The organism is Microbacterium sp. CGR2 (assembly GCF_003626735.1).
GTDB lineage: Bacteria > Actinomycetota > Actinomycetes > Actinomycetales > Microbacteriaceae > Microbacterium.
This window is the reverse complement of sequence record NZ_RBHX01000001.1, coordinates 1,746,101-1,763,888: the sequence shown is the minus strand read 5'-3', so window position 1 is coordinate 1,763,888 and position 17,788 is coordinate 1,746,101. Positions and strand designations below refer to the sequence as shown.

Sequence of the window (17,788 nt, the reverse complement as noted above, 5' to 3'; positions counted from 1 at the left end):
CAAGGAGAATCATGAGCAATCTTCCCGACATCTCGGGCACCATTCGTCGCGTTTCCGCGACAGCGTGGCAAGCCATCAATGACGCGGGCCACACGTCCACGGGGATCGCCTCCGTGGAGCTGAAGCTCGACCGGCTGCGCGTCCACTACACGTTCACCGCTGCAAAGGTGTCTTCGTTCCACGCGACGCCCGATGAGCAATTCACGGCGGCGAATGTGCGCGTTGGCGCGAGCGTGGGGCTGGCTTACGCCGACATCTTCTTCTACATGGGCACGAGCGTTACCCCGGTGAACCCGGCGCTCCTCTCGAAGGAGAATGCGAACGTCTGGCTCACCGGCTGGTTTCACATGCCTCCCGCGCTCTAGAATTAAGCGCCAAATTCGCGTCTAGCGTTGAACGTATGGCGAGCACTCCGAGAGGGATCCCTCTGGCTGACGAGACAACCATCGTCAACCCGATCCAGACGACCCTCAACGCCATGGCCACTGCGGTCAATGACGCCCTGGACGACATGGTCGAGGAGATCGCCGTCAGCCAGGGCTACTACACCGGCAGCAACGCCGACCGCCTCGCCCTCGCCGCCCCGAAGCTCCGTAACGGGGTCGGCTGGCTGGTCGTCGAGACAGGCGTGACCTGGCGCTACACCGCCGGCGCCTGGAGCATCGAGAGCCGCCCCCGCACCGCCTACACGCCGACGGTCACCGGGCTCACCGCTTCGCAGATCTCCGTCACCGCTTCCTACGAACAGGAAGGGAAGGTGGTCCGCGGCCGTGTCCGCATCCAGCGCACAGGCGCCGGCTCGCCCTCGGGCAACATCAGCGTCTCCCTGCCTGTCACCCCGCTCGACACCACGTCGGTACGCAGCCTCGGCGACGGGTCCTTCTACCTCGCGAACAACACGACGGCGTACATCGCCATCGCCCGCTACACCGGCGCAAGCAGCTTCACCATCAGTCTCCCCCAGGTCGTCGGATCGGCGCTCACGCACGGGACCAACGTCAACGCGACCTATCCGACGAGCGCCGCCCATGCCGTGGGCACCAACGCCTACCTGACATTCGAATACGAGGTGGCGTGATGGCCTACCGCAACGGCGAAGTCCCCCTCCACAAGCTGATCCACGTCCAGAACAACATCTGGCTGCCCGCCGGCACGCTCGCACGCTGGAACTGGGCCGTGCAGCAGGGCGTCAAGAAGTACGGCGTTCGCCTGCGCATCACCGGGCAGAACAGTACCGGGAAGTACACCTGGAACGGCTACCGGCCTCTGAGCGCGCAGAAGCTCTACCGCAACGCCTTCGGCCAGCTAGCCGCGGTGCCGGGATGGTCGAGCCACGGCGGCTGGTACCACAACCAGGAAGTCTTCGCGATCGACGTGGACAACTGGGCCGAGATGGGCTGGGCCCGCTTCGCCGCGCTCATGCGCCTCGCCGGCCTCCGCGTCGACTTCGTCTCGCCGCGCGAGCAGTGGCACGTCGGCGACTTCAACAACCCCTGGGTCATCCCCGCGTTCGCCTCCAGTGGCAGCGGATCCCACCTCAACCCCAAGCCGGCTCCGAAGCCGGCACCCAAGCCCGACGAGTCCGAGGAGGACGACATGGAACCGAGCTACGTCTACAACCGAGCACCGTACGACCGCGTCTACGTGATCCACCCGATCACCGGGAAGAAGCGCCCTCTCTCCAAGGCTGAATGGGAGGCCGCGAAGCTCAATGGCGCCAAGGCGTGGGACGCCACCAAGGCGCAGGTCGACGAGATCAAGAACGCCTGATAAACGCAGGGGCGCTCGGCAGCCGCCAACGCCCCTGCGTTTCCACCCGCAGGACTGAAAACAGGTGAGACCTTGATCCTCAAAGTGCTGGCTGCACGCATCTTCCGAGCCACCATCTGGCATCCAGATGCGATCCCCGCGGGCGTGGATCGGGACGCGACGTCCGCGGAACTCAAGCGGTACGTCCTGCCGTACTTCGACGGCGTGCTCATCGTCATGGCGATCCTCGCGATCAAGCTGGGCATGCCGAGCTTCGACATCGTCCTCAACTCCGAGATCTCGTCGATCTCTTCCTGGACCCTCCTCGTCGCATCGGTGAGCGCCGCCTTCGGGCTCATCTTCCCGCGCTTCTGGTACCTCGAGGGAGCCGGCAAGCTCCTGATGCTCTTCGTCCTTGGGGGCTACGCGGCAGCTCTCTGGACGCTGGTGTTCCAGGGCGTGGGGGACCGCGGCGTAGTCGCCTGCGCTTTCACCGCCCTGCTCGCCTTCCCCATGTGGACGCTCTGGCGCATCAACCGCGAGCGGCGCAAGCAGGATGCGCAGGATGCGGTCGTCGCTGCAGCCATCGCCCAGGTGTCGTAATGGATGAGATTGTTCGGACTGCGCTGACGGTGCTCGGCAGCATCTCGGTTGGCCTCGGCGGCGCGTGGCTGCTGTTCCGCGGAAAGAAGGTGGAGGCGGAAACCGAGGAGACGAAGACTGAATCGGCGGCCACGACCGCTTTCCTCAACGGCCAGGTCGAGTTCCAGGAGTTTGTCGAAGGCGTCGTTCAGCAGCGAGTCACTGCTGCAGTCGCAGACCTACAGACGCAGGTCACCGATCTCGCCGCGAAGCTGGCCGTCGTCCAGCAGGAGTCCCACGAGATGAACGACGCCATCCGTTCCCGCGAGACCCGGCTCTGGCTCTGGAACAACATCGAGAAGCGACTGGGCCCGATGCCCGAGCTTCCCCTCCCCATCCTCCGCCGCCTGGGTATCGGGCATCTCACACTGCTGCCCGCCCATGAGGCCCCCGAATCCGCCTGACCACGACCACGCGATTAGAGCGCTAATCGACCACGAGAGGGACCACACGAAATGCCTTCACGACCGGACCTTGAGGACAACGCTGAGTTCTATGCCGACCTGCTCGACGACGAGCTGACCCGTGACGCCGTCTGCGAGAAGTGGAACGCCAGCGCCGGCTACGTCTCGTCTCGCCGCAGGAAGGCGCGTGAGGCGGGCGTCCTGACCGCGTCGTCCGCGGCCCCCGGCGCCGACGGCCTCCTGCCCGGTGAGGAGAACGAGAGCAAAGATACCGACAAGGGGAAGGAGTTCCGGTTCATCAGGCATCGCCCCGTCACCCTCGAGGACGCGCGCGAACTCGTCCGCTCGTCCGGCGATAACCCGGACCTCTACAACTTCGCAATCAGGACGATCGCCTATGGCATCGACCAGTCGTCGAACAAGATTAGCGCGTGGCCGAAGACCGGGATCGCGATGGCCGAGGCGCTCCCGCTCGAGCAGCTGTACGCCGAGGCACGCAGGATTGCCGAGAGCGTGACGCCCGTGCTCCGCGGACCCGCCTCTGGTCGCTCCACCGTGGTCGTGGTGGCTGACTGGCAGATCGGCAAGACTGGCCGCCGCGGTGGCACCCCTGAGCTGCTCGCCCGCCTGACGGAGGCACGGCGCAAGGTCGACGAAGAGCTGGCCAAGCGCGCTCCCGAGTCCGTGCTTATCCTCGACGGCGGCGACGGCATCGAGGGCTTCGAGTCCGGTGGCAACCCGATGTTCACCAACGACCTGTCACTCCCCGACCAGATCGCCTGCTACGCGACCGAGCTGCTGAAGTTCGTACACGTGGCGAAAGACCATGTCGACGACATCGAAGTGGGCGTCGTCTCGAGTAACCATGCCGCGTGGCGGCACGGCAAGCAGAACCTCGGCAACCCGTCCGACGACTGGGGCATCCACGCTCACAAGCGCGTGCAGCAGGCCGCGGAGATCGCCGGCATCGACGCCACCTGGCACTTCCCCGCCGAGTTCGACGAGTCGCTCTGCGTCGACTTCGCCGGCACGCCGATCGGGCTCGTCCACGGCAACCAGTTCGCGCCCGGTAAAGCCATCGACTGGTGGCAGGGGCAGACCTTCGGCGACCAGGCGGTCACCCGCGCCGACGTCATGGTCACCGCGCACTACCACTCGTTCGGCGCCGGCGTCGCCGGCCAGAACCCGTTCACCAAGCGCGAGCGCTTCTGGGTCGGAGCCCCGACGCTCGACAGCGGCTCGGACTGGTATCGCAACGTCAAGGGCCGCGACTCGCTGCCCGGCACCCTCATCTTCGATGTGACCGAAGACGGCTTTGACCTGGCCTCGCTCGCGATCCTCTGACCACCCACCCCCACTGAATAGAAGGAGAACGCATGACGAACCTCGCACCCATCCTCCCGAAGATTGACGCGACCGCATACTTCCGCACGGCGGTGCCCGTGTGGTGGGGCTCGCTCCTGGCGTTCCTCGCCGCGCAGATCCCGGCTGTGGCCGACTTCTTCGCCTTCATCGACGAGCAGGTTGGCTCCGGCTGGCGTCAGCTCGCTGGTTTCATTGCGGCGGCCGCCGTGATCTACGCCTACTACTGGGTCGCGCGGCAGATCGGTCGCCGCTGGCCCGCCGCCGAGAAGTGGCTGATCGGTTCTTCCTCGCAGCCGGTCTATGTCGCGCCTGAAGTCGCCGCCACTGTCACCCCTGAGTCGGAAGTCGCCGTGATCAACGAAGGCGAAGTCGTTCTCTCTGAGGATGCAGTCGACACGATCGGTGCAGGCTACATCAAACAGGTTGAGCAGATCGTCGAGAATGACGGCAACCCCACCACGCCCCCGTGGGGCAACGCCGTCTGAGAGGAGCGTGATCCCATCTCTGGGCGGGCGACCTTCGGGTCGCCCGCTTGGCGCATGCGCAGGTGAGCTATATCGGCGAGTTATGCCCTGCGCGCGAGGATCCGAGCCATGATCTCGGGACCGCTGATCCACCCGAGCCCGCGAGGATCGCCGTAGCGACCGGTCGGCGTCTTCGCCTTCGGGCGCCACAGTGCTGCCGCTGCCTCGCGCTGGTCGAACAGGCGGAGGCTTCGCTGGAGCCTCTTTCGCGCTTTCCTCGCCGCGACGCTCATCGAACCTCGTTCCGCGTGAATCCGAACGGGATGTCGTTCTCCGTGCTCAGGTACTGGTCGACCCGCTCGTGCGACGAGCTGGACTCGAGGATCGTCGGATGGCTTTCGGGCTCCGGCGCGAACTCGTGGCGGTGGCTCTTCCGCCAATCGAGCAGCATCTCGTGGACACGCTCCACCCGGTCGTCTGGCATGGTCCCGCCGGTGCGGTCGTACTCGAAGCTCGCGTTGCAACTGCAGACTTCCTTCATGCTGCATCCTTCCTTCCACGACCCCAGAAGGCCCTGATTGTCGGCATGTGCTTCCGCTTCCTGAGCGAGACAATGCCGTGGGTGATTGCGTCGTTGGTGTCGTCGTTCTCGGTGCCGGCCTTCGCGAAGCCGTGCTCGGCGAGCCAGTCGAACCGGACCCGCTGACGCTGCGCCTTGGTGACCGCGTCGTCCGGGTAGCCAGTGAGTGCGCCCTTGTCGAAGCGCGTCTGCCAGATGACCACCGCGCCGATCTGGCGGGCCCAGAGCGCGATCGCGCCCTCGATCGGCACGCCGGAGAGGTCGCCGTCCTCGTCGTGGTTGGCGATGAACCGCTCCACGATGATCTCGTCGACGTGCTCCAGCTCGTCGACGACCGCGTCGAGCCACCGCAGGAAGCCCTCGAGCCCGTGATGGACCTGCCAACGCTGGAGCAGCTGGTACGGCGTGGTGGCGTCGTAGTATCCGAGCGAGATGCCGGTGTTCTTGCCGGGGTCGGCGCTCAGCTGGAAGGTCACGAGGTGACCCCGTCCAGGAGATTCCGCTGCCTGTAGAGGCCAGCGGCGCGCGAGAGCAGCACGTCTCGCGCCCAGACAGCAGCGAAGTCGCGGGTGAACGCCGCGGCGCCGAAGATCGCCTTGTGCTCCTCGTCGTTCAGCGCGATGACCAGCTCCTTGGTCCTTCTCGCGCGCTTGTTGCGCAGACCCTGTGTCGGTCGAACCTTGCTCATGCCGCCTCCTCTCGCTCGTCTGCGTACTTTCCGACGCCGTCTTGGTAGTCGAGGTAGTCCTGGTAGATCGCGTCCCGTCGCGCCTGCTTGCGGGCCTCCGCGCGCTCCTTCTCGAGGCGGCGACTGTCGCCGGTGAATCTCTCGCGCCATTCGTCGATCCACAGCTCGAATTCCTGGGAGCCGCGGATCACCCAGTGGGTCTCACGCTCGTCCTCGGCGCGCGAGTTCGCGTACATGTAGCGACCCACCGGATCCCACACGAACGCCGTGAATCCGCTCTCCAGCCAGCTCGCGTGGAAGCGCAGCTTCATCTTCGCGAGGTGCCCGCCGATGAAGATGTTGCGGAAGTCGTGCGCGGGCTTGGTGATGTCGCCGGCATTGGCCGTCTTTCCGTTGGTCTTCTGCACCTTGTCGTAGAAGTGCACGAGTGACGAGTACCCCTGCAGCTCGAAGCCTGCCTGCTCGGCCTCCGACCAGATGCGCGCCTGCGTGCCGGTCAGCTCGCCCAGCGGCAGTCGCGTCTCCAGCAGGTCGAACTTCGTCTCGTCGGACTCGTCCTGGTCGGCTTTCGCCTTGGCGCCGGTGCCCTTCATGCCGTACTTCTCGAAGTAGGCGTCCCAGGCGGTCCCTTCGGGCGAGAGGCTCATCGGATCTCCTCCTCAACGATGACGGACGATGGATCGATCCCCTGGTGCCGGGCTCTCATGCAAGCTCGACAATGGCGCGCAGTGGGCCTAGATGGAGGCGAGTAGGTGTTCGCCTTGGTGTACGGGTGTCTCTGCGGACAGTGCGTCTTCGACGACTGCGCGTGTGTGCCGTGCGCGATCTGATCGAGGATGTTGCTCTGGCGAGTGCCCCACCGCAAGTTCGAAGCTTGGGGGTTGCGGCGGTCGCCGTTGCGATGGCATACCTCGAGCCCTTCACCACGGCCTGGAACGAAGACGCTGGCCACGAGGACATGGATACCGTGTTGCTCCACTCGCTCGCCATCCCGAAGGTTGACGGAGGGGTAGCCCTCGCGGTAGATCGCCTTCAGTAGGCGACCCGGCACCAGGCCAAATCCTCGGAACCCGCGGTTACAGTGCCGATCCAAGCTGCGGACCCGGCCGGCATTCGACACCTCGTAGAGCTTCTCCCAGCCGGGGATGGGTGCCCAGGAATCAGACATCGAATCGAACCTTGCCCGTGTGGTCCTCTTCGGCAACGAGGGTGACGTCGCACCCCATGACGTTGCTCATCCAGTGCGCCTCGTCGAACTGACGCTCATCGGAGAACGGGTTGAGCCAGAACCGGAGCGCGTTCTCGATCGAGTCGACGCTCAACACGTTCTGCGGCGCAATCGGCGCCGTCTTGCACATGAACGGCGGCGTCAGGCCGAAGCACAGAACGCGCCCAGGCGAGCCATGAGCGGCCTCCACAGGGACCACGCGGATCGGGATGTCAATACGGGCCTTCGCCTCCCGGAGCAGCGCCATGCGCGCCTCGCTGATGGGCCACGGGTAGACGGGCAGTGGCATGGTCTCGTCGTTCACGCTGCCTCCTCGGATCGTTCGAGCCTGCGCCTGAGATAGGACTCGGGGATTTCGCTGAGGCGTGCCGCGAAGCCGAGGGATGTGCCGGTGGAGACGAGACGCCTGACGGTGTCCGCGTCGACGGCCTCACCGCGCACCCTTCTGCCGCGGATGTCGATGAGGATCGGGAGACAGGCGGGGTTGAACCGTCCGCCGGTCTTCTCGGACTTGGAGCCCGCGACCACCTTCACGGTCGAGTGGGCGATCCCGCAGATCGCGGCCACCTGACGGAGCGAGAATCGCCCCCACTGAGAGAGCGAGACGGCGGCGTCATAGCGCTGCTGACGGTCATACTCCTCGCGGTGCGTGTAGACCCAGTGGGCCTCTTCTAGCGGCGTGAGGTTCATGCTGCGCTCCCTTCTTCGAGGCGGATGAGTGCTTCGGTCTTGCCGATGGGCAGGATCTCCGCTCGCCCCTGTTGGACGAGTTCGTCGATCAGCGAGTTGGTGTCTTTCGAGTTGCCGGCGTAGCCCTTCTGCGCGTGGATCTCGGTGCGCTTCATGGACCGGCCCGGCCGCGAGGCGATAAGCGCGGCGAGACGGTTGGCCTGGCGAGCCCGCGGGGATTCGTCGGTGGCTTCCACCATCTCGAGGATGTTCTCGACCCACTCCTCCGCCTGCTCGAGCGCGATGAGATAGTCCTCCATCTCGATGACAGTGCGCCTCTTCGTGATTGCCACGAGCGCGGCGCACTTGCGGATGGTCATCGTCATTCGAGTGAACGTAGGCCTGAGTCTCTCCGGGTAGGCGCTGTTCTGAGCGAGCGCCTCGAAGCGGTTCTGCACCTCGACATCTCGCAGGAGGACATCGTCTTTCATGTCGATCCACACCGGCTTGCCGTCCGGCGACGTCAGTCGGGTCTCGGAGACTGCACGGAACTGTGCTGCCCACTGGCCGTACCAGTTCTCGATCCCTCTGCCGCCGGTCTGGCCAGGCCTTCTGATGCGGAACATCTTCTGCTCGTCGGACATCCGCTTCCGCTCGCCCTTCGCCCAGACGAAGCGGTTGACGAACCCGCTCTCCCAATCGTGCGGCTCGATAGCGTCGGTGATTCGATCGTCGACTCCGGTGAGATCGACGCACAGGTACGCCGTGGCGCGGATGCCGGAGATTTCCTTAGCCCCAGTGCGGTTGAGCATCGGCACCTTGCTGCCGAAGATGTCCATGATTCGGTTCTTCATGCCGCTGAACGCGCCCTGCGACTCAGACCAGCTGCGGAAGACCGCGTCGGCCTCGTCTGCGTGGAAGAACGACGTGCGGCCGTCTCTGCGAATCAGAGCCTGCGTGAGGCCGGCGGTCGTCGAGTCTCCACCAATGTCGGGGTCTTCCTCGGGGAGGTAGTAGGCCGCCATCATGTCCTGGATCGGCTGCAGCGACTCCGACTTGCCGGAGCCGGACGGGCCTAGGCGAATGCCGTAGAAGTTCAGGGGCACCATGGTGCCGTTCTCCGCGGGGATGACCGCCTTGCTCGCGAAAATGAGCGAGAGCAGCATCCAGCGCGTCAGGCGGTAGTACGCCTCGCTCATGACGGGGTTGATCTCGTGCATGCGTGCCATGAAGTTCTCCTCTCTCTTTCCGTCGCCCCACCAGGTGATGCTTTCCAGCGCGGCCTCTTCGGTCGGCTTGAGTAGGTGAACGCGCCTGCTGGACTTCGCGCCCTGGGTTAGTTCGGGCTGGGCCTGCGCCTCTTCCATCGTGAATAGCCGCTCGCCCGGAAACGTGTCGGCGGCGAGGGCCTCCACACCCTCGCGCGATTGAATCGTGCAGTCCGCGTGCTTCCGCGCGGCTGCGTTCCATGCGATCTCGACGGCTTCCCGGCGGCTGACTGCACCATCTGCAAGGACCAGGGTGAGGACGTGCCGCACGCGCTCTGTGAGCGACTCGGGTGTCACTGCAGCGGGCAGCGACGTCCAGGCGGTGAAGAATGCGGGGTCGTTCACGCGCCCAGCAGCATCCACGTAGTCGATCTCCACGGGCGCCGCCTTCGGCCCCGCGAAGTCGGCCAGGATGTCGCCCTCGAAAGCTCCGTACTTGTCGATCGCACCGCGGAGTCCCATGAGCCAGTCGGCCTGATAGACCTCCGTGTCGTAAGGCGGTCGCAGCCACTCCCGGCGGAGCTGGTCGAGCGCCCACGGGACGCCGGGCTTGCCTGATGCGCCGAGGCCGATGAGGGCCGCCTGCATCTGGATCATCTCGTCGTGGCCGAAGTCTTCCTTCGGGATGTTGTCGACGAACTCGAGGAGGAAGCTGCCGGGCTCGCCGGGCTCGCATTTCGCGAGCCACTCATCGGCGGTGCCACCGAACGGGGAGTAGTCGGGCTCGGTGGCCGGGGTGAGGAGCCACTCCGGCGCCGGCGCGAACTCGTCGCGAGCAGTGGGCACCTCGTCGCCCCACCAGATGAAGTACGAGGAGCCGGCGCGGCGGTCGATCGAGTCGAGCACGACACCCTGGGGGGTGACGTGATTCTTCGTGCCGTTCAGGTACCGCCCGTCGACTGGCTCGTAGATGTAGTGACTGCCGCCGCGGCGGGTCTCGTAGTTGAACGTGTCGGGCAGCTCGTCCAGCCCGTTCTCGACGAGGGTGGCCCAGCCGTCGTGCACGTTGCCGTGCTTGTCCTCGCCCATGTCGATGTCACCGCAGATGAGCCCTGACTTGCCGGCGTTGACGCCGACGAGTGCATGCGGCCAGCGGGTGAACCAGGTGATGATCTGCTGGCGGTCTGTGACCGCCTCGTGGTGACCCCTGCGCGTGCGCGGCGTCTTCGCTTCCTTCAGTCGCCCGTCCACGACTTCGTCCGCCTCATAGGCGGGGAAGACGTAGATGTCCAGGTCGGCTAGTGCCAGAGCTTTGTCGATGGAATTGATGACGCTGCTCCTTTCGGTCGAATTTAAGATCTTGATCTGCGTGGCAGGTCGGGGATCGAACCCGTGTAACGCATGCGCGCTGCGCTGTGCCCTACTGCACTCCTGCCCGTGAAGCCCGTTCCTCGGAGGGCCAGGCCGCCGGTTCCCCTCGCGCGTCCCCACGCGTGCATTCACCGGAGTATTCAGTTGTGGTCTTGGGCTACTTGCCGACGTTCACCAGGCCGTTGAAGCCCTCGGGGACGACCACGAGGTTGCCCTCCTTGGCGAGCTTCGCCAGTGTGTCGAGGTAGCGCTGCTGCAGCACGGGTGCCGACAGCGACTGCGACAGGATCTTGTTGGCGTCCGCCTCAGCCTGAGCGGATGCGATCAGCGTCTCATTCTCGACTTCCTTCGTGCGCTGGTTGGCCTCGGCCTCCTGCGCCTTCTGGTTGGCCTGCTCGATGGACGTGAGCGACTTCTCGACGTCCTCAGAGAATCGCACGTCCTGAATGGTCACCGCAGAGAATTCGACCCCGTACTTGCCCAGCTTCTCGTTGAGCGCGTCGAGGATGCGCGTCTCGGCCTCGCCTCGCTTGGAGCCGCGGAACTCGATGGCGCTGTACTCGGAGGGCACCTGCCGAGAGATCGAGAGCACCTGGCGGGTCACGATCTGCTCAGTGAACCGCTCCTGCGACCGGTACTCCGAGTAGATCTCTTTGATGGCGTCGGCGTTCACGGAGTAGACGAAGGTCATGTCGACTTGGGCTTGCGTGGAGCCGCCCGAGACGCCGCCGACAGAGACGGTGATCTCGCGGCCGTTGACCGTGCCGCCGGTGTAGCTCGGGGCGCCGCCGTCACTGCCGGCGAACAGCAGCTCCTGAGAGAACAGGTCGAACTCGACGAAGTCTTCCCACGGCGCTCTGAAGCCGGATCCAGGCTCTTCAACAGTCCCGACGACCTGCCGGTCGACGGAGCTGACCTTGACCTTCGCCTCACCGACGCCGTTGGCGTAGAAGGTGGCGAAGAAGATAGCGATGATGGCGCCCAGCGCTGTGATTGCGGTGGTGATGATCGCGCCGAAGCGCAGATCCTTTGAGGATGTGGCGACGAACACGCCGACGACTGCGATGATCGCGAGGATGATCGCGAGGATGAACAGGAACATGGTCTATTTCTCCGTTTCGGATTCACGTCGGGCCCTGCGGAGTTTTCGATCCGCGCCGACGAGGGTGATGATGATGAGCGTTGCCAGTGCGCCGACGATCAGCGCGACGAGCAGGACTCCGATGAGTGTCACGGTCGCCCTCCCTTCTGTAGTGCCGGGGTCCGCGGGCGAGCGCGGACCCCGGCTACGTGACTCAGAAGCCGTTGCTGCTCGCGGCTGCGAGCTGCAGGCGCACCGCCTGGATGGCCTGGGGCGTCGCGCCGTCGATGACCGCGGCGATCGCGTCGTCCTCGAGGGACTTCCCGATCAGCAGCTTCACCTGAGCCTCCTGCTGGGCGGTGAGCCCTGCCTGCGGCACGTTCACGGCTTGCTGCACCGGGGCCGCCTGAGCGACCGGCTGCTGCACCTGCTGAGCGACCGGCTGCTGAGCGACCGGCTGCTGAGCGACCGGCTGCTGCACCGCGGGTGCGGTGCCGTTGACGATCGCGTCCAGCGCGCTGGCCTTCTGGATCTCGTACTTGAAGATCTTCGGAGCGAAGCCACGCTGCGGCTTCTCGCCGTCGGCGATGTAGGTCGCGGTGAACGTGTCACCGGGCTTCGGGGATCCGCCGGCCGCCTGCGCAGCGAGACGGAACGCCTTCTTCTGGTCGCCCCACATCTTGATGTAGATGGCGCGGACGCCGTCGTCGGTCTCGTCGATGCGCTCGTCCGTCTGGATCGAGACGACCGCCTGCATTTTGGGCTGGCCATCGTCCCAGAAGTCGGGCTTGCCGGTGTCGAAGTTCGTCGCCTGGCGGGGCTCCGCCTTGGTGACCACGCCGCTCCAGCGCGTGCCGACGGTTTCGAACTTCGCAGTCTTTCCGCCGCCTGCCAGCAGGTCGTCGAGGGATTCGTTCATGTTGTGCTCCTTTTGTCTCTGTGGATTCTTTTGTTCTTCCTAGAGGCCGATCATGGCTTCCAGGGAGCTTGGAGCCGCCGCCTTGGGGGCGTCGGGGTAGCGATGGCAGTCCCAGCAGTGGTCTGCGCGGGGCAGGCCGCTGATGTACGCATCGCGAGCTTCGGTGGTGCGGAACTTCGCGAGAGTCGCCCGGATCTCGTCGAGGCGGTCGAGCGCGTTGAGTGCGACCATGGGATCCCACTCTTCGGACCAGAAGATGCCGGACTTGAGGCTGATCGCGTTGCGCGGCAGGTAATAGATGGCGACGTTCTGCACGTCGAAGCCGGCGCGGAAGAATCCGAGGCCGTAGCCGTGAGCCTGGACGCGATACTGCGGCGTCGGGCCGCGCTTGGCGCTCTTCAGCGTGGTGGCGCCGACCAGCTTCCAGTCGACGACAGTGCGGGTGGGGATGTGGAAAAGGTCGGACGTGCCGGGAATCTCGGAGGTGACCCAGACGCGCGTTTCCGTGAGCCAGTCGGTGAGGTTCTTGAAGACGCCCTCGAGGTAGGCGTGCATGGCGGTGCCGACCCACGGCAGCCATGCGGCCTCGTCCATCTGGACCCAGCCCGCGAGCTTGGCGGCGACGCAGTGGTCGCAGTCGGACCCGATCTCACTGGGCCCCATCGCCTGCTGCATGTTGCGGGGCTCGCCGATCATTGCCTTCTCGAGGATGGCGTCGATCTCGGCGCGGACGGGGTTTGTCATTGCTGGGTGAACTCTCCGGTCTTGTTGATCCGCTCGATCTTGCGGAGCGTGCGGTTGAAGGCCCGCAGCCCCTTCGGGTGCCACTTGGCAGCGGTGCGCTTGGTCTCGGGGATGAGGTGGCGGAGGGCGGCCTCAATCCGCTCGTAGTCGGCCGAGTTCAGGTCGTGGGCGCTCATATGTCCATCGCCGCCTCGTACCGCTGGCAGGCGCACATCCATTCAGGATTCACGTCTCCCCACAGCTCCTCGCGGTAAGGGTTGGGAGCGTAGATCGCGACACCATTGCACTCCTGCATCAGTCCGTACGTACGCACGGCATCATGCATCCGTCGGTGGAAACGCCGGATCGCGACATCGTGATTCGGGAAGCTGGGCAGCGCGGGCTCGGCCGCATCGGTCAGATAGTTGAGCCAGACGTCCGTCCCGCCGTCGAGCAGGTTGTCGACGCGGCGCAGCTCGGCGGCGCTGAACGTGGCCTCGTCGATGATGACACGCTGGAGGTCCGCACTCTGCGCCTCCTTCCGCCAGGCGTGAGCCGCGGTCGACTTGCCGGAAGCGGTCGGGCCGTAGGCGATCGTGATGGCGCTCACTGCGCGACCCCCAGCGGCTGACCGGCGCGGATGTAGCAGCCGTCGCACCAGAAGTGGCCGTTCTCGCGGTTGTAGGTGCCTTCGTTGCGACGCACCGCCTCGTCGGCGTCGGCGTATCCATCCTCCGCGACCATGTAGCGGTACGTGGAGAACTCGTGGGGTCGCTTGCGGCACCCGACGCAGATGGGGCGCGGCCCGTCGGACTTCTTCACCCACGGCAGGCGGGCGGCAGTGTGACCGCGCTCGAGTGATGCCGAGACGTAGCCCTCCTCGACCAGGCCGGCATCCGCCATCGCGCCGAGCAGGTCGACGTATGCCTCCCAGTGGATGGCCTTGTCGATGTACAAGTGGAAGTGGCCGTCTGTGCTCGAGGGCACGAGCTTGGCCGGGAAGTCGATATCAAGGATCACCTTGTGGAGGTTCTCCTCGCCGGAGACGCGCGACGTGATCACGTTCGCTTCGGCGATGTCGTCAGTGAGGCGGCGCGATTCGCCTTCGGTGTAGTCCTCGGTCTCGTCGATCGCGTGGACTACCTCGTAGCGCAGGCCGTCGAGCGGCGGGGCGAGAGTGGTGGCGCTCATCACTTGACCGTGATCTTCTTGGCGCCTTCGGCGTAGAACTTCTTCAGCTCCACGGGGGCGAAAAACTCCTTGACCTGAGCGGTGTCCGGCACCGGCTTGTAGAGGTGCGGGTACATGGCGACCGGGAAGCGCTTTTCGAAGTCTTCCTTCAGGAACTGAGGGTTGCGGCCGATGCTGACCCGCCATTCACCGGCGGGGATCGTTCCGTAGTCGTGCTCTTCGCGGAGCTTCTCGTCGATCTGCTTCTTCTCGTCCGTCAGACGGGCGATCTGCTCGTCGAGGTGAACCCTCCGGGCCACCATCTCTTCAATGGTCATGCTCATGGTGCTTCTCCCTTTTGCCGTGGTCGTGCGCGGGGCGTTCGACCAGTCTAGATGTGTAATACGCGCTTAATTCGAGGCGGGTGGCAGGTCGTTAGCGAGCCACCCACCTCGAACGCTTGGTGTTCACCGGCGGGCGCTTCGCCCTCGCTGCCAGTGACTTCTCGGGATGCTTGGCGCATCCCGGCCTCCTCCTTGGAAGGCCTCCGCATCCGTTCATCATGGTCCCCGTTCGTGTGTGATCTGGCTTCTGTGTCCCGTAGTGGAACAAGAACTAAATTACACATCCCCGCCGGACAGGTCAAGGATCTGAACGTTATTTCTTGGACATTTTGTTTAGGCCGCTTCGAGCACGCCTGCGATCGCCGTGGACGCGGGCCCCGCGTCCACGGCGACCACTGTCAGCGTTACGACCTTCTCTTCGATCGGCAGCAGGTGGGCCTGCCGGCGGTTCACCCAGGCGATCCCGCCCCACACGCCGTGCTCCGGCAACTGTTGACGAGCGTTGATGTTGCACAGCTCGAGCAGGGGGCACGGCGCGCACATCGCTGCCGCAGTATGTTCGTCGGGATGCTGGCCCACCTCGTAGTCGACGTACTTCTCCGGGAGGTCGATGCAGTACGGCTGGGGAGCGTTCTCGTTCTCGTTGGCGGCGGCCAGCGCGTCAGTGAAGGGCTTAAAAGGGCGGCGCCCGTGCTTGTGCCTAACCACGAGCGATCCTCTCCACCAGCGCCAGCGCTTCATCCGAGGTGCTGACAAACGCAGCCTCCTTGCGGATGTCCGCGAGCAGCGCCGCGTCATCGACGGCTTGGAGAGCGGCGCGCCAGGTCTCGACGAGCTGGATGGGGGCGGTCGTGGGGTGGGCGTTCTCCCGCCATGCGAGGAATTCCTCGACGGCTTGAATCTTTTCGTCAGTGGTCATCCATCCTGGATAACCCCCATCACAGTCTCCGGGTAGAGGTGGGGCTGAACTGCTTGTGCAGGTTGAAGAGCTTCGCGTCGTGCTGGATGGCCAGGCGAACGACCTTCCATTCCTGATCGAGATTCAATCCCGCCTTCTCGCGGATCTTGTCGACGGCTGTGCGGCTGATTTTGACCGTCTCGGCGATCCAATCCGGCGGCACCTGCTCGGCGCTCAACTGGAGCACCCGCGCCTTTGCCACCGGGCTCACGCGCGGCATCCGCTGCCACCCCTCGCCGAACATTCTGCCGAGCCACCGATGCACCTGCCTCTCACTGAGCCCTGTGCGCTGGGCGATCACCTTAGCGTCGAGACCTTCCTCGTGGAGAGCTTTGATCCTCGCCGGATTCGCTGTGCGGGGGGCTCGGGCTACATTGCGACCATGGACTCCCGTCTCGCTGTCACCCAGACCCAGCTCGACCCCCGTCGGCCGCCCGAGTGGCAGGTCAAGCTCGATGGTGCGCTCATCGGACGGATCGAGCAGGTCCGCATCGGTCGCGCCCGCCACCCTTTCTTCGAGGCGGTCGTTTTCCTCGAGCGCGAGCCCGTGAAGTTGGGTGCCGACGCCGACTTCGACGGCCAATGCGACCGAGTGCTCCGTGCCCACGTCGACCCGGAGGGTATCCTGCAGACGCGCGACTGGCTGGAGCGCCGACGGCGCATCGAGGCCTGGCGCGCGAGCCGCGGTCAGTGACGTCATCGGCCCATCACCACATCTACGCCGCAATCCGCGCACTCCTCAACGGCGGCCGGATCCTGATCGCCGATCTCCGTCCGACCGCCGCACCTCGGGCAGTCGAACACGTACACCTGGTACGGCGTGGCCGTCTCCTCTTCCTCGTTCATGCTCGCTCCTTGCTCTCGTGATACCGCTTCGCACCCCAGAGGATCGCGTGCAGCGCGATGATGAAGTGGTGGCCGTAGTCACGCCACGACTCGAGGTCCTCGAAGTCCCACTCGACGCCCAGATCGTCCAGGGTGTCGATCGCGGCCTGCTCGTGGTCGACGAGCCCATCCGCTGAGTTGATCGGGTACTCGCCATCGGCGCACCACACGCCGAAACGCTCGGCCGAGAACTCCTTCACGGAGTTGCGACCGAGATCCAGCTTCTCCGCCCAGTAGTCGGCGTTGATCTGGTGGGCGTGTTGGCCGTGATCGAAGAACCGCAGCATGTCGTCGACACGGGTGAAGATATGGCCTTCGCCGATGTCGCCGCGGATCGCAAGCGAGCCGGGCCAGGTAATGAGATCCCAGTGCCAGATGCCGGTGCCCGGCGCCTGGAAGCGGAGGTGGCGATAGAGCCCCTCGTCGTGGAGAACGCGCATCTCGTGGCGCTGCGTCTCGCTGATGAACTGCCTTCTCTGGCTTGCGTACGGATCACGCATGACTTGCTCCTTCCTGGTTCACCGGTACCCACGGGCCAGCCTTGCGACGACGAACGACCTCCGGCGACAGCGGTGGGTATTCCGGGTCGAACTCCTCGTCGGCGCGACGGAGCGCATCCACTGCTGCCTGAGCAGCCGTATCGAACGGGAATCCCCGCGTGAGAACGTCACGGGTGTCGGACTCGATGAGCTCGTATCCGTACTCCCAGTCCGGTTCCTCGGCTACGACACCAGCCCGCACCACATCCGCCTGCTCCGCAGCTCGCTCGCGCTCGAACGTGTCCTCGATCTGAGCGACCATCGTCGACACGTCATAGGTGCTCTTCGAGAGCCGACCACCGGTCAGATGCCACAACAGCAGGCCCAGTCGCTCCGCGGCCTCACTCTCGTGATCGGCCCGCACCTCGGCATCGTGAGCAGCCAGCCAGCGGTCGAAGTCCTCCAAGCCGTTCGCGTAGTTGCCATACGCATCAGCGAAGCGCTCACGGATCGTCTCGGTGGTTAGCGTGTGCTCAGCCAAGGTTCTGTTCCTCTCGGTTCTCGGGTGGGGTGGCGGAATGGATCGACTTCCACCACTCGGCCCCGAGTTGCTGTTCTGCCACTCGCTGAAACGTCGCTTGGCCTCAGTCTCAGCGTCTCTACGGTCCGCGGCACTCCACCCCTTCCGCGCTTCGTCACTGGGTGCGCCTGCTGGGGCGGGAGTCGCCGTAGGTGGAAGACCGGCGATTCCTCCCGCCCCATGTTCGTCGCGCTCCCATTCGGCGCCCGACACGAACGCGTTATGCAACCTGTCGTCCGATGTGGAGTAGAGCCCTCCGTCATCCGCTCGCACGTAGGCGG

At 65.2% G+C, this 17,788-nt stretch carries 30 protein-coding genes; 7 read left to right on the top strand and 23 right to left on the bottom strand.

What is annotated here, in order from left to right:
* The first annotated feature begins 11 nt into the window (after window positions 1-11).
* The 7 genes from D7252_RS09035 to D7252_RS09005 all read left to right on the top strand — a co-directional run bounded on the left by D7252_RS09035 (window position 12) and on the right by D7252_RS09005 (window position 4,645).
* Window positions 12-365: a hypothetical protein gene (locus D7252_RS09035; protein WP_120775093.1), complete on the top strand. Its 354-nt coding sequence runs from the start codon at window positions 12-14 to the stop codon at window positions 363-365.
* A gap of 35 nt (window positions 366-400) precedes the next feature.
* On the top strand, window positions 401-1,078 hold the full coding sequence (locus tag D7252_RS09030; RefSeq protein ID WP_120775092.1) for a hypothetical protein: 678 nt from the start codon (window positions 401-403) through the stop codon (window positions 1,076-1,078).
* A complete protein-coding gene (locus tag D7252_RS09025) occupies window positions 1,078-1,770 on the top strand; it encodes a hypothetical protein (protein ID WP_120775091.1) in 693 nt (230 codons plus the stop codon). The genes D7252_RS09030 and D7252_RS09025 overlap by 1 nt, the downstream gene beginning before the upstream one ends.
* A 72-nt stretch (window positions 1,771-1,842) precedes the next feature.
* Window positions 1,843-2,352 carry a hypothetical protein gene (locus D7252_RS09020; protein WP_147406718.1) on the top strand — a complete coding sequence of 170 codons (510 nt, stop codon included), beginning with the start codon at window positions 1,843-1,845 and terminating at the stop codon, window positions 2,350-2,352.
* Window positions 2,352-2,795 (top strand): hypothetical protein, encoded by a 444-nt coding sequence (locus tag D7252_RS09015; protein ID WP_120775089.1) that lies wholly within the window; start codon window positions 2,352-2,354, stop codon window positions 2,793-2,795. The genes D7252_RS09020 and D7252_RS09015 overlap by 1 nt, the downstream gene beginning before the upstream one ends.
* Window positions 2,796-2,846: 51 nt before the next feature.
* On the top strand, window positions 2,847-4,139 hold the full coding sequence (locus tag D7252_RS09010) for a hypothetical protein (protein ID WP_120775088.1): 1,293 nt from the start codon (window positions 2,847-2,849) through the stop codon (window positions 4,137-4,139).
* A gap of 32 nt (window positions 4,140-4,171) precedes the next feature.
* The gene (locus tag D7252_RS09005) at window positions 4,172-4,645 is read left to right on the top strand and encodes a hypothetical protein (protein WP_120775087.1); all 474 of its coding nucleotides are present in this window, start codon (window positions 4,172-4,174) and stop codon (window positions 4,643-4,645) included.
* A gap of 80 nt (window positions 4,646-4,725) precedes the next feature.
* Here D7252_RS09005 and D7252_RS09000 read toward each other — a convergent pair whose 3' ends face one another.
* The 23 genes from D7252_RS09000 to D7252_RS08895 all read right to left on the bottom strand — a co-directional run bounded on the left by D7252_RS09000 (window position 4,726) and on the right by D7252_RS08895 (window position 17,468).
* Entirely contained in the window at window positions 4,726-4,917 is a 192-nt protein-coding gene (locus tag D7252_RS09000) for a hypothetical protein (RefSeq protein WP_120775086.1), read from the bottom strand.
* Window positions 4,914-5,165 (bottom strand): hypothetical protein, encoded by a 252-nt coding sequence (locus D7252_RS08995; protein WP_120775085.1) that lies wholly within the window; start codon window positions 5,163-5,165, stop codon window positions 4,914-4,916. Before D7252_RS08995 ends, D7252_RS09000 begins: the two co-directional genes overlap by 4 nt.
* Window positions 5,162-5,680: a hypothetical protein gene (locus tag D7252_RS08990; RefSeq protein ID WP_120775084.1), complete on the bottom strand. Its 519-nt coding sequence runs from the start codon at window positions 5,678-5,680 to the stop codon at window positions 5,162-5,164. The genes D7252_RS08995 and D7252_RS08990 overlap by 4 nt, the downstream gene beginning before the upstream one ends.
* On the bottom strand, window positions 5,677-5,892 hold the full coding sequence (locus D7252_RS08985) for a hypothetical protein (protein WP_120775083.1): 216 nt from the start codon (window positions 5,890-5,892) through the stop codon (window positions 5,677-5,679). Before D7252_RS08985 ends, D7252_RS08990 begins: the two co-directional genes overlap by 4 nt.
* A complete protein-coding gene (locus tag D7252_RS08980) occupies window positions 5,889-6,539 on the bottom strand; it encodes a hypothetical protein (RefSeq protein ID WP_120775082.1) in 651 nt (216 codons plus the stop codon). The genes D7252_RS08985 and D7252_RS08980 overlap by 4 nt, the downstream gene beginning before the upstream one ends.
* Complete coding sequence (locus tag D7252_RS20575; RefSeq protein WP_120775081.1) at window positions 6,536-7,060, bottom strand: NUMOD4 domain-containing protein; 525 nt, start codon at window positions 7,058-7,060, stop codon at window positions 6,536-6,538. The genes D7252_RS08980 and D7252_RS20575 overlap by 4 nt, the downstream gene beginning before the upstream one ends.
* The gene (locus D7252_RS08970) at window positions 7,053-7,424 is read right to left on the bottom strand and encodes a hypothetical protein (RefSeq protein ID WP_120775080.1); all 372 of its coding nucleotides are present in this window, start codon (window positions 7,422-7,424) and stop codon (window positions 7,053-7,055) included. Before D7252_RS08970 ends, D7252_RS20575 begins: the two co-directional genes overlap by 8 nt.
* On the bottom strand, window positions 7,421-7,810 hold the full coding sequence (locus D7252_RS08965; protein WP_120775079.1) for a hypothetical protein: 390 nt from the start codon (window positions 7,808-7,810) through the stop codon (window positions 7,421-7,423). The genes D7252_RS08970 and D7252_RS08965 overlap by 4 nt, the downstream gene beginning before the upstream one ends.
* Window positions 7,807-10,488 (bottom strand): bifunctional DNA primase/polymerase, encoded by a 2,682-nt coding sequence (locus tag D7252_RS08960; protein ID WP_259461144.1) that lies wholly within the window; start codon window positions 10,486-10,488, stop codon window positions 7,807-7,809. The genes D7252_RS08965 and D7252_RS08960 overlap by 4 nt, the downstream gene beginning before the upstream one ends.
* Window positions 10,489-10,525: 37 nt before the next feature.
* Window positions 10,526-11,470 (bottom strand): SPFH domain-containing protein, encoded by a 945-nt coding sequence (locus tag D7252_RS08955; RefSeq protein ID WP_120775077.1) that lies wholly within the window; start codon window positions 11,468-11,470, stop codon window positions 10,526-10,528.
* 3 nt (window positions 11,471-11,473) lie between these two features.
* Complete coding sequence (locus D7252_RS08950; RefSeq protein ID WP_120775076.1) at window positions 11,474-11,602, bottom strand: type II secretion system protein; 129 nt, start codon at window positions 11,600-11,602, stop codon at window positions 11,474-11,476.
* Window positions 11,603-11,663: 61 nt separating this feature from the next.
* Window positions 11,664-12,368, bottom strand: a complete 705-nt coding sequence (locus tag D7252_RS08945) for a hypothetical protein (RefSeq protein WP_120775075.1) — start codon at window positions 12,366-12,368, stop codon at window positions 11,664-11,666.
* A 39-nt stretch (window positions 12,369-12,407) separates the two neighbouring features.
* Window positions 12,408-13,112, bottom strand: a complete 705-nt coding sequence (locus D7252_RS08940; protein ID WP_120775074.1) for a hypothetical protein — start codon at window positions 13,110-13,112, stop codon at window positions 12,408-12,410.
* A complete protein-coding gene (locus D7252_RS08935; protein WP_120775073.1) occupies window positions 13,109-13,288 on the bottom strand; it encodes a hypothetical protein in 180 nt (59 codons plus the stop codon). The genes D7252_RS08940 and D7252_RS08935 overlap by 4 nt, the downstream gene beginning before the upstream one ends.
* Window positions 13,285-13,701: a hypothetical protein gene (locus tag D7252_RS08930; RefSeq protein ID WP_120775072.1), complete on the bottom strand. Its 417-nt coding sequence runs from the start codon at window positions 13,699-13,701 to the stop codon at window positions 13,285-13,287. The genes D7252_RS08935 and D7252_RS08930 overlap by 4 nt, the downstream gene beginning before the upstream one ends.
* Window positions 13,698-14,282, bottom strand: a complete 585-nt coding sequence (locus tag D7252_RS08925) for a hypothetical protein (RefSeq protein ID WP_120775071.1) — start codon at window positions 14,280-14,282, stop codon at window positions 13,698-13,700. Before D7252_RS08925 ends, D7252_RS08930 begins: the two co-directional genes overlap by 4 nt.
* Window positions 14,282-14,605, bottom strand: coding sequence for a hypothetical protein (locus D7252_RS08920; RefSeq protein ID WP_147406717.1), 324 nt, complete (start codon window positions 14,603-14,605; stop codon window positions 14,282-14,284). Before D7252_RS08920 ends, D7252_RS08925 begins: the two co-directional genes overlap by 1 nt.
* 333 nt (window positions 14,606-14,938) lie before the next feature.
* Window positions 14,939-15,313: a WhiB family transcriptional regulator gene (locus D7252_RS08915; RefSeq protein WP_183055244.1), complete on the bottom strand. Its 375-nt coding sequence runs from the start codon at window positions 15,311-15,313 to the stop codon at window positions 14,939-14,941.
* Window positions 15,306-15,524 carry a hypothetical protein gene (locus D7252_RS19825; RefSeq protein ID WP_147406716.1) on the bottom strand — a complete coding sequence of 73 codons (219 nt, stop codon included), beginning with the start codon at window positions 15,522-15,524 and terminating at the stop codon, window positions 15,306-15,308. The genes D7252_RS08915 and D7252_RS19825 overlap by 8 nt, the downstream gene beginning before the upstream one ends.
* 19 nt (window positions 15,525-15,543) lie before the next feature.
* Window positions 15,544-16,263: a helix-turn-helix domain-containing protein gene (locus tag D7252_RS19820; RefSeq protein ID WP_147406715.1), complete on the bottom strand. Its 720-nt coding sequence runs from the start codon at window positions 16,261-16,263 to the stop codon at window positions 15,544-15,546.
* Window positions 16,260-16,409 (bottom strand): hypothetical protein, encoded by a 150-nt coding sequence (locus D7252_RS20030; protein WP_183055243.1) that lies wholly within the window; start codon window positions 16,407-16,409, stop codon window positions 16,260-16,262. The genes D7252_RS19820 and D7252_RS20030 overlap by 4 nt, the downstream gene beginning before the upstream one ends.
* Complete coding sequence (locus D7252_RS08900) at window positions 16,406-16,948, bottom strand: hypothetical protein (protein WP_120775066.1); 543 nt, start codon at window positions 16,946-16,948, stop codon at window positions 16,406-16,408. Before D7252_RS08900 ends, D7252_RS20030 begins: the two co-directional genes overlap by 4 nt.
* Complete coding sequence (locus D7252_RS08895; protein WP_120775065.1) at window positions 16,941-17,468, bottom strand: hypothetical protein; 528 nt, start codon at window positions 17,466-17,468, stop codon at window positions 16,941-16,943. The genes D7252_RS08900 and D7252_RS08895 overlap by 8 nt, the downstream gene beginning before the upstream one ends.
* Window positions 17,469-17,788 lie beyond the last annotated feature (320 nt).